This is a genomic window from Bradyrhizobium sp. RD5-C2 (genome assembly GCF_019972155.1).
GTDB lineage: Bacteria > Pseudomonadota > Alphaproteobacteria > Rhizobiales > Xanthobacteraceae > Bradyrhizobium.
Map to the genome: position 1 here is coordinate 543,406 of NZ_BOVL01000005.1, position 9,796 is coordinate 553,201.

Consider the following 9,796-nt stretch of genomic DNA (forward strand, 5'->3'; position numbering starts at 1 on the left):
GCATCTTACGGCGAGGCGACCAGGCGATAGCCGATGCCGCGTACCGCCTGCAGGAACAGCGGATTGGCAGGATCGTGCTCGATCTTGCGGCGCAGGCGGTTGATCTGGACGTCGACCGCGCGCTCATTGACGGTGCCGCCGCTGGTCAGTTCGCCGCGCGGCACGGTCTCGCCGGGCGCGCTTGCGAGGATACGCAGCATCTCGCGCTCGCGGTCGGTGAGATGGATGATCTCCTCGCCCTGGCGCAGCTCGCTGCGCTCGATGTGGAAGATGTAGGGGCCGAACGCGATCTGTTCGACGACAGTGACTTGCGGCGGCGCGGTGCGCTTGAGGATATTGCCGATGCGCAGCACCAGCTCGCGCGGCTCGAACGGCTTGGCGACATAGTCGTCGGCGCCGATCTGCAGGCCCTCGATGCGGGCTTCCGCCTCGTGGCGGGCGGTCAGCATGATGATCGGCACCGTCGAGGAGGTGCGGATGAAACGGGCGAGGTCGAAGCCGTTCTCGCCGGGCATCATCACGTCGAGGATCAGCAGGTCGAAATGCAGCCCGAGCAGCTTGGCGCGCGCGTCGGTGGCGCTCATGGCCGTGGTGACGCGATAGCCTTCGCCGGAAAGAAAGCGCGACAACAGGTCGCGAATGCGCCGGTCGTCGTCGACCAGCAGGAGATGCGGCGCGTCGTCGGCCGGCTCGACCGGCGTGCGCACCAGGGTTGCAGCCTGCACCAGGTTCACTCCCTTGTTTTTCTGCCGCCGCCGAAGATCGCTTCGAGCACCTTGTCGGGATCGTCGCGGTCGATCATCGCGCGGAGGAATTGGCGAACCGTCTCGACGCCGGCCGGATCGATGCCGGCGATCGCGCGATTGATGCGGTCGGTCTGCAGCCCTGCGAGCTTGGCGACCAGCGCCTCGCCCTTCGGCGTTGCGTAGAGCAGGCGCTGCCGGCGGTCGTTGTTGCCGGTCTTCTGCACGATGTAGCCTTCGTCCAGCAACTGCTTGAGGACGCGTCCGAGCGATTGTTTGGTGATGCGCAGGACGTCGAGCAGGTCGGCGACCTTCAGGCCGGGATAGCGGGTGACGAAGTGGATGACGCGGTGGTGGGCGCGGCCGAAGCCGAACGCCTCCAGCTCCTGGTCGGCGTCGCCGACAAAGTCGCGGTAGGCGAAGAACAACAGCTCGATGATGTCCCAGCGCAGGTCGCGGCCGCCCGCCGCAGGAGCTTGATCATCTCCCTGCGAATCGGGCTTGGCAGCCATGCCTGAGAAATTTATGTCAGTCATATTGACGTATCTTGGGTTCAATGTTACAAAACTGCCAGTCACGACGAAACATTAGGTCGTTTCGTCCCCGACAGCGTTTGAGGCGGCCTGAAAGAGCCTGTGTGGCGGTTTGGGCCGCGAATTGGACTACCGTGCGATTGTCGAGCGGCATTTCGGCAAACATACTGGACTTCAGCACTCCGCAAAAGCATGTCTAACCGGCATGTTGGCGATGGAAACCGGCCGGGTTGCCGGCGGTGGTGAAGTTCGCACCAGCCGAGCCTGATGGCTCCGGGGGAAACAGGCCGTCGCCCGGTATGGCGCCGGTTCCGACAGCGGAAAGCAAGAAAAATGACTTTGAAATTCGACATCCAGCCTTCGCCGAACGCCACGTCCGACAAGGATCGTGCAGCGAAGCTCGTGGACCCGGGCTTCGGCCGCGTCTTTACCGACCACATGGCGATCGTCCGCTACAGCCAGGGCAAGGGCTGGCACAGCGCCCGCGTCGAGGCACGCGCGAATTTTCCGCTCGATCCGGCCGGCGCGGTGCTGCACTACGCCCAGGAAATTTTCGAAGGTCTCAAGGCCTACCGGCGCGACGACGGCGGTGTGAACCTGTTCCGTCCCGACGCCAATGCCCGGCGCTTCCACGATTCGGCCGACCGTATGGCGATGGCGCCGCTGCCCGAGGACGTGTTCATCGACGCGGTCGAGCAGCTTGTGCGGATGGATCGCGCCTGGATCCCGGGCGGCGAGGGCAGTCTCTATCTGCGGCCGTTCATGATCGCGAGCGAGGTCTTCCTCGGCGTGAAGCCGTCGGCGGAATACATCTTCTCGGTCATCGCTTCGCCGGTCGGCTCCTATTTCAAGGGCGGTCCCGCGCCAGTCTCGATCTGGGTGTCGGAAAATTACACGCGGGCCGCGATCGGTGGTACCGGCGCCGTCAAGTGCGGCGGCAACTATGCCGCAAGCCTGCGCGCGCAGGCGGAAGCGATCGAGCGCGGCTGCGACCAGGTCGTGTTCCTCGACGCGGTCGAGCGCCGCTACATCGAGGAACTCGGCGGCATGAACATCTTCTTCGCGTTCGACGACGGCTCGCTCTCGACGCCGCCGCTCGGCACCATCCTGCCTGGCATCACCCGCGACTCGATCATCGCGCTTGCCAAGGATGCCGGCACGCGCGTGCGCGAGGAGCCCTACACGATCCAGCAGTGGCGTGCCGACGCTGCCAGCGGCAAGCTGAAGGAAGCCTTCGCCTGCGGCACCGCGGCCGTCATCTCGCCGATCGGCAAGGTGTGCTCGGCGAGCGGCGACTTCCAGATCAGCGGCGGCGTGGCCGGCCCGGTCGCGATGGGCCTGCGCAAGAAGCTGGTCGACATCCAGTACGGTCGCACCAACGACCCGCATAACTGGATCAGGAACGTCGCCTGACGCAGCGGTTCCACTGCTGACCTGCTTCGATTTGGCGCCTCTTCCTTTGCAAAGGGAGAGGCGCTTTCGCTTTGGAACACCGACAAGCCGACGCTTCGCTTCGGTCGTCATTTTTCCGTGTTGTCTGCCGTCATCGCATGAACGGCCTGCCGCGAGCGCGCGACAAAGTCTCGCCTTCCATTTCAAACAATTCCTATTCGCGTGATGACATGACCAAAACTCCCGTAACACGTCTGACCTGTGCCGTGCTGATCGCGGCTGCGTTCGCGCTCGCCGGAACCAACACGGTGCGCGCCGAGGACCGCTCGCCTGTTATCGATGTCCGCACGGCCGACCCGGAGATGAACGCCGCGATTAGCCATGCGCGCGAAACGCTGCCGGCGTTCTGGGCCTCCTACGAGGCGCCCAAGCCGTCGGAGACCCAACACTCGCTCAAGGTCCGCTTTCCGACCCATCGCAACGAGGGCGAGCACATCTGGATGCGCGAGGTGAAGAAACTGCCGAGCGGCGGCTATTCCGGCCGGTTCGCCAACCAGCCACGCGACCTGCCGGGCAAGCGGGCCGGCGACCTCGCCGAGTTCAAGGAGGCCGACATCTCCGACTGGATGTTCATGCGCAACGGCAAGATCGTCGGCGGCGAGACCATCAAGCCGCTGCTGAAATCGATGCCGAAGGCCGACGCCGACGCGCTTCGCGCGCGGATGGAGCAGCCCTGAGGACCGGTGTTCGGCCGCGGCGGCGGCGCAGAGCCGGGTTGCCGCCTTGCGCGTCCGCTGGTAAACGCCGCCAATGGCCGAGAAACCCAAAAAACCCCAGAAACTGAAGGCGCGCCTGCCGCGCGGGCTGGAAGATCGCGGCCCGGCCGCGATCAATGCCACGCGGGCGATGGTCGAGAAGATCCGCGCCGTCTACGAACTCTACGGCTTCGAGCCGGTGGAGACGCCGGCGATGGAATATACCGACGCGCTCGGCAAATTCCTGCCCGACCAGGACCGCCCCAACGAAGGCGTGTTCTCGTTCCAGGACGATGACGAGCAGTGGATCTCGCTGCGCTACGACCTGACCGCGCCGCTGGCGCGCTATGTCGCGGAAAACTTCGACGCGCTGCCGAAGCCGTATCGGTCCTATCGGTTCGGCTATGTGTTCCGCAACGAGAAGCCCGGTCCGGGCCGCTTCCGCCAGTTCATGCAGTTCGATGCCGACACGGTCGGCTCGGCGACGCCGGCGGCCGACGCCGAGATTTGCATGATGGCGGCCGACACGATGGAAGCGCTCGGCATTCCGCGCGGCTCCTATGTCGTAAAGGTAAACAACCGCAAGGTGCTCGACGGCGTGCTCGAGGCGATCGGTCTCGGCGGCGACGACAATGCAGGCCGCAGGCTTACGGTGCTGCGCGCGATCGACAAGCTCGACAAGTTTCCTGCCGACGAGGTCCGCAAGCTGCTTGGCCCCGGACGATGGGATGGCGGGGAAGAGGGCAAGGGCGACTTTACCAAGGGCGCCGAACTGAGCCCGGCGGATGCCGACATCGTGCTCGCCGTCACGCAGCAGCGCGCGGATTGGCGAGAGGCCATCGCTGCGGCCGAGACCTACCTTGCAAAGAGTGAAGTCGGTCAGGCCGGCGTGAGCGAGCTCGAAGAGATCGCGAAGCTGGTCGCGGCGTCCGGCTATGGCGCCGATCGCATCCGCATCGATCCCACCGTCGTTCGCGGCCTCGAATACTACACCGGCCCGGTCTACGAGGTTGAGCTGCTGCTCGATACCAAGGACGAGAAGGGCCGCCCGGTGCGGTTCGGCTCGGTCGGTGGCGGCGGCCGCTACGATGGCCTCGTCTCGCGCTTCCGCGGCGAGCCGGTGCCGGCCACCGGCTTCTCGATCGGGGTCTCGCGGCTGCAGGCCGCGCTCACGATGCTCGGCCAGCTCGATACGCAGGCCGAATTCGGGCCCGTCGTCGTCACCGTGTTCGATCGCGACCGCGTCGCGGACTATCAGAAGATGGTCACGCAGCTGCGCCAGGCCGGCATCCGCGCCGAGCTCTATCTCGGCAACCCGAAGAACATGGGCAACCAGCTTAAATATGCCGACCGCCGCAACTCGCCCTGCGTGATCATTCAGGGCTCGGATGAGAAGGCGCGCGGTGAGGTGCAGATCAAGGATTTGATCGAAGGCGCCAAGGCGGCGGCCGCGATCGCGTCCAATCAGGAATGGCGCGAAACGCGCCCAGCTCAGTTCTCCTGCTCCGAGGCAGATCTGGTCGCCAAGGTTCGCGAGGTGCTCGCGCGCCACGACGTGAACTGGGGATAGCTGGTTTGTCGTGCGCGGGCTTGACCCGCGCATCCATCTTCAAAAAGATGGCGCGCCAGCCAGACCGGCAGACGACCGGCCTGCGCGTCAACAACAACCAGGGAGCTATTCCGATGCCCGAGATCACCGTGAGCATGGCCGCCGGCCGCACCGACGAGCAGAAGGCCGGCATGATGCGCGACATCACCCAGGCGCTGGTGAAGAACCTCGGCGTCGACGCCGATGCCGTCGTGATCCAGATCAACGAAGCGCCGCTGCATCACAAGATGAAGGGCGGCAAGACCTTCGTCGAGCGCGCGGCTGCGGCGAAGAAATGACGCGCGAAAGCGCGTCATCCCGGGGCGCGCATTAGCGCGAACCCGGGATCTCGATCAACAATCTCCAGATTCCGGGTTCACGCTTCGCGTGCCCCGGAATGACGAGCAAGGTCTCCATGGACGCACGCGACTTCATCAAGATCGGCATGAGCGCCGAACGCATGCTGGTGGTGCCGCCGGAGCGCACGGTCGGGCATTTCGTGCCGGGCATGCCGATGGTCTATGCGACGCCGATGATGATCCTCGAAATGGAGATGGCGTCGGGTGATGCCATCCGCGGTGCGTTGCAGCCCGGCTGGGTCACCGTCGGGACCGAGGTCGATATTCGTCATCTCGCCGCCGCGCTTGTCGGCGCCACGGTGCGGACCACCGCAAAAGTGATCGCGGTCGAGCGCCGCGTGATCCGCTTCGCCGTCGAGGCTTTTGAGGGCGCGCGCAAGCTCGGCGAAGGCCGCCACGCTCGCGGCCTGATCAATGTCGAGAGTTTTAACAAGCGGCTCGCTGGGACGTCGGGCCAGGCGCAGTAAGCGAAACGGCCGACGCGCACCGATCCACTTGTTCGAACGTCATCCTGAGGTGCGCGCCCTTGCGTGCCTCGAAGGATGGCCGCGGGCCGTGCACCCTGCGAGGCTCGCTTCGCGAGCACCTCAGGGTGACGGGATCAGCAGGCAGCTACTTCGCCAATTCCTTCGAGCGCCGCGTTGCCGCCGCGATGGCGCGGGTCATCAGCGGCTGCATGCCGTCGCTCGCCATCAGCACCTCGAGCGCGGCCGCGGTGGTGCCGCCGGGTGAGGTGACATTCTGCCGCAGCGTCGCCGAAGGAAGATCCGAGCGATGCAGCAACTCGCCGGCGCCGGCGACGGTCGCGCGCGCCAGCGTGGTCGCGAGCTGCTCAGGCAGGCCGGCTGCGACACCGGCGCGGGCGAGCTCCTCGGCGAGCAGGAAGACATAGGCCGGGCCGGAGCCGGAGACGGCAGTCACCGCGTCCATCAGGTTCTCATCGTCGACCCATTCGACCAGCCCGGTCGCTTTCAGCAGCGCATCGGTCATGGCGCGCTGCGCGGCGGTGACGCGCTTTGACGGCACGGCGACCGTGATGCCGCGGCCGATCGCCGCCGGCGTGTTCGGCATTGCGCGGACCACCGCGCCGCCGACCACTTCTTCCAGCGCTGATATCGTCGTGCCGGCCATGATCGACACCACGAGCGTCGACGGACCGACCAGCGCCTTCAGCGCGGCGCCGGCGTCGCGGAACGATTGCGGCTTCACCGCGACGACCAGCGCGTCGACCGTACCGAGATCCGTCGCCTGCGGATTGAGCCGCACGCCCTTGGCGGCAAGCGCGGAGATCTCGGGCGAAAGATGCGGATCGATCACCGCGACATGCTTCGGCGAGAGGCCCTGCGCGAGCCAGCCGGTCAGCATCGCGCCGCCCATCTTGCCCGCGCCTGCGAGCGCGATGGTGCCGGTCGAATCTTTCAGTGCGCTGGTTGTGTTCACAGGTGTCACCGCTCGTCGTCCCGGCGAAGGCCGGGACCCATAACCACAGGTGGTTCTAGTAAAGCGAAGCGGGCGCCACAAGCAGTTTGCTCAACCACTGGGGCCGGGGAGTATGGGTCCCGGCTACCGTGCGCAATTGCGCACTAGGCCGGGACGACACTGAGGATGCGCTTACGCCTCGCCCTCGGTATCGAACATCGCGGCGGCCATCGCTTCGGCGGTCGACTTGCCGGCCCACACCACGAACTGGAACGCCGGATAGTAGCGCTCGCAGGCGTGGATCGCGTTGACCACCATGGCCTCGCATTGCGCGGTGGACGCGGTGAGGCCGCCGGGCAGCACCAGCGCCTGGCGATGCATCACCATGCCGGTGTGGGTCCACAAATCGAAATGGCCGACCCACAATTGTTCGTTGATGGCGGCGACCAGCCGCTGCACCTCGGCGCGCCGCGCTTGCGGCATCTTCATGTCGAAGGCGCATGCGAGATGCAGCGCCTCGATCTCTCCCATCCAGGTGAAGGAGAGCTGATAATCGATCCAGTCTCCCTTGGAGACGATCGTCACCTCGTCTTCGCCGGAACGCTCGAACGCCCAGTTGTTGTCGGTGGCGATATCTTCGACCACCGCAAGCGGGTTGTTCCGGGAATCGATAATGCTTTCGAGGAGGGACATGCCGTCTCGGACCTTGTTCTTATGATCGCTTGATACGCACACGGAAGCCGGCTTTTGCGACATACTGCGTCGTGGCCGAGTGCAGTTCCTTGACCGGGCTTCCGGATGCCCCTGGACCTGACGCCGATGAAGTGATGTGATTTGCGGAATCCGCGCAACCGCACGCCGAGTCCGTCCACAGCCAAAGCGCGCATCGTCCACAGCTGATCTCCGCCACACTTGTGATTTTGCGAACAAATCGGAATCTAGGCGTTCGCGTAACGATTTATTAACCATTTGCAGGCGCCTTGCCGCACGCGTGAATCAGCCTTTCGGGCGCTCACATCACTCTGCAAGAGCCGCGGCGCGCTCATGGGGACATGCCGTTTCCCCATGCCAAAGGTGCTTGCCCCGCTGTCGCGGTTTGGTCATATTTCGTCTCAGGCACGTCCATCCCGGGCGTGCCGATGTTCTCAGGGCGGGGCGAAAATCCCCACCGGCGGTAAAGGGCGATGAGCCCAAGCCCGCGAGCGCCTTCTTCCGCGAAGCCGGGAGAAGGGTCAGCAGATTCGGTGCAATTCCGAAGCCGACGGTTACAGTCCGGATGAAAGAGAACGGTTGCGGCAGCCAACGCGATTTTCGCGTGGGCTTGTGTCGTTGTCCGTGTGCCCTGATTCTGGTCCTGAAAGAGGAAAGCCATGAATCAGATGTTGCAAGACCAAGACGTTCAAGCTTCTCAAGTCCAGACCTCCCAAGCAGAAAGTGTTCCGAATACGCCGGCTCGTCCGCCGACGCCGGAGCATCCGCACTTCGCCAAGCCGCAGCGCGTTGCTTTCGTGCAATCGTCCTGGCATCGCGATGTGGTGGAAGAGTGCCGCATCTCCTTCCTGAAGGAGATCGAGGCGCGCCACATCACCAATGTCGATGTGTTCGAAGTGCCGGGCTCGTTCGAGATCCCGCTGCATGCGCAACTGCTGGCGAAGACCCGCCGCTACACCGCGATCGTCGCGGCCGGGCTCGTTGTCGATGGCGGCATCTACCGCCACGAATTCGTCGCCGATACCGTGATCAAGGCGCTGATGGATGTGCAGTTGCGCACCGAGGTGCCGGTGTTCTCGGCGGTGTTGACGCCGCAGCAATTCCACGAGACCGAGGTGCATTACGACTTCTTCCGCAAGCACTTCGTGATCAAGGGGATCGAGGTCGCGGAGGCCTGCGCCAATACGCTGCTCAGCCTCGAACGGTTGCGCGGCCAGGTCGCGGCGGGAATACCTGGCTAAAGCTTCGGCAGCTTAAGGCCCGGCGCAAAAGCGATTCCGGCATGCGTGCCGGGATCGCTGTTGCAGCCCGTGCGTTCGGTTATGCTTGCCGGCATAATCAGAACGCGCGGGAGGCGTCGCCTATGACCGAACAACATTCCTCCGATTGGCTCGGCCTGTCGGGCCGCGTTGCCGTCGTCACCGGCGGAGGCGGCGGCATCGGCCGCGCCACCGCAGTCAGTTTTGCGCGTGCCGGCGCCAGGGTCGCAGCCCTCGATCGCGACGAGCGCGGGCTGGCGGAAACCAAGGCGAAGCTTCGCGAGTTCGGCGATGGTCATCTCGTCGCAAGCTGCGACACGACCAGTGAGGACAATGTCGCGGCTGCCGCCGACGCCGTCGCGAACGCGCTTGGTCCTTGCGACATCCTCGTCAACACCGCGGCGGTGCTGCGTCCCGGCGCGCTCGATACGCTGCCGCTCGCCGAATGGAATGCGGTGCTGGCGATCAACCTCACCGGCTATTTCATCTGCGCGCAGGCGTTCGGCCGCCAGATGCGCAAGACCGGGCGCGGCAGCCTCATCCACGTCGCCTCGATCGCCGCCAGCAACGCGCAGGGGCAGAGCGGCGCCTACAGCGTCAGCAAGGCCGCCGTCGTGATGCTCTCGCAGCAGCTCGCCGCCGAATGGGGGCCGCATGGCATCCGCAGCAATGTGGTCAGCCCGGGCCTCGTCGTCACGCCGATGAGCCAGGCGTTCTACGATACACCGGGGGTCACCGAGCGGCGCACCGCCGTGGTGCCGATGCGCCGGATCGGCGCGCCGCAGGACATGGCGGACGCGACCTTGTTCCTGGCGAGCGATCGCTCGTCATACGTCAATGGCGAGGAGATCATCGTCGACGGCGGCTATGCGCGGACGCTGATGAGCCACGTGCCGCGGCCGGGGTTTTAGCGGAGTGGGTGCCGCCGCAAATTCGCCGTCGTCCCGGCCTTGAGCCGGCAACTGTTATGTTGGTTTGGTTTGCAGGTACGGCTTTCGGTCTCGCATGATGGCATTGAGGACCGTCAGCAGCTTCCT

General features: G+C 65.1%; 11 protein-coding genes and 1 riboswitch. Of the genes, 7 read left to right on the plus strand and 4 right to left on the minus strand.

The window, feature by feature from the left end; all coding sequences use genetic code 11:
• Window positions 1-5 precede the first annotated feature (5 nt).
• Window positions 6-728: a response regulator gene (locus BraRD5C2_RS04845; protein WP_171948219.1), complete on the minus strand. Its 723-nt coding sequence runs from the start codon at window positions 726-728 to the stop codon at window positions 6-8.
• 2 nt (window positions 729-730) lie between these two features.
• Window positions 731-1,279, minus strand: a complete 549-nt coding sequence (locus BraRD5C2_RS04850) for a MarR family winged helix-turn-helix transcriptional regulator (protein WP_374707957.1) — start codon at window positions 1,277-1,279, stop codon at window positions 731-733.
• 330 nt (window positions 1,280-1,609) lie between these two features.
• Between BraRD5C2_RS04850 and BraRD5C2_RS04855 the strand changes: the two genes are divergently transcribed.
• The 5 genes from BraRD5C2_RS04855 to BraRD5C2_RS04875 all read left to right on the plus strand — a co-directional run bounded on the left by BraRD5C2_RS04855 (window position 1,610) and on the right by BraRD5C2_RS04875 (window position 5,837).
• Window positions 1,610-2,689, plus strand: a complete 1,080-nt coding sequence (locus BraRD5C2_RS04855) for a branched-chain amino acid aminotransferase (RefSeq protein ID WP_223967189.1) — start codon at window positions 1,610-1,612, stop codon at window positions 2,687-2,689.
• A gap of 209 nt (window positions 2,690-2,898) precedes the next feature.
• Complete coding sequence (locus BraRD5C2_RS04860) at window positions 2,899-3,405, plus strand: YegJ family protein (protein WP_223967190.1); 507 nt, start codon at window positions 2,899-2,901, stop codon at window positions 3,403-3,405.
• 73 nt (window positions 3,406-3,478) lie between these two features.
• The gene (gene hisS / locus BraRD5C2_RS04865; protein WP_223967191.1) at window positions 3,479-4,993 is read left to right on the plus strand and encodes a histidine--tRNA ligase; all 1,515 of its coding nucleotides are present in this window, start codon (window positions 3,479-3,481) and stop codon (window positions 4,991-4,993) included.
• Window positions 4,994-5,106: 113 nt separating this feature from the next.
• Window positions 5,107-5,310, plus strand: a complete 204-nt coding sequence (locus BraRD5C2_RS04870; protein WP_044538952.1) for a tautomerase family protein — start codon at window positions 5,107-5,109, stop codon at window positions 5,308-5,310.
• 116 nt (window positions 5,311-5,426) lie between these two features.
• Window positions 5,427-5,837, plus strand: a complete 411-nt coding sequence (locus BraRD5C2_RS04875) for a thioesterase family protein (RefSeq protein ID WP_223967216.1) — start codon at window positions 5,427-5,429, stop codon at window positions 5,835-5,837.
• A gap of 145 nt (window positions 5,838-5,982) precedes the next feature.
• On the opposite strand, the gene proC is transcribed toward BraRD5C2_RS04875, so the two are convergent.
• Both proC and BraRD5C2_RS04885 read right to left on the minus strand, forming a co-directional pair.
• Entirely contained in the window at window positions 5,983-6,747 is a 765-nt protein-coding gene (gene proC / locus BraRD5C2_RS04880) for a pyrroline-5-carboxylate reductase (protein WP_249788324.1), read from the minus strand.
• A gap of 234 nt (window positions 6,748-6,981) precedes the next feature.
• Window positions 6,982-7,482: a type III secretion system chaperone family protein gene (locus BraRD5C2_RS04885; RefSeq protein WP_016844492.1), complete on the minus strand. Its 501-nt coding sequence runs from the start codon at window positions 7,480-7,482 to the stop codon at window positions 6,982-6,984.
• Window positions 7,483-7,926: 444 nt separating this feature from the next.
• A riboswitch (FMN riboswitch) is annotated at window positions 7,927-8,081 on the plus strand.
• Window positions 8,082-8,159: 78 nt separating this feature from the next.
• Here BraRD5C2_RS04885 and BraRD5C2_RS04890 point away from each other — a divergent pair.
• Window positions 8,160-8,741: a 6,7-dimethyl-8-ribityllumazine synthase gene (locus BraRD5C2_RS04890; protein ID WP_223967193.1), complete on the plus strand. Its 582-nt coding sequence runs from the start codon at window positions 8,160-8,162 to the stop codon at window positions 8,739-8,741.
• Between the two features lie 122 nt (window positions 8,742-8,863).
• A complete protein-coding gene (locus BraRD5C2_RS04895) occupies window positions 8,864-9,670 on the plus strand; it encodes an SDR family NAD(P)-dependent oxidoreductase (protein ID WP_223967194.1) in 807 nt (268 codons plus the stop codon).
• Window positions 9,671-9,796 lie beyond the last annotated feature (126 nt).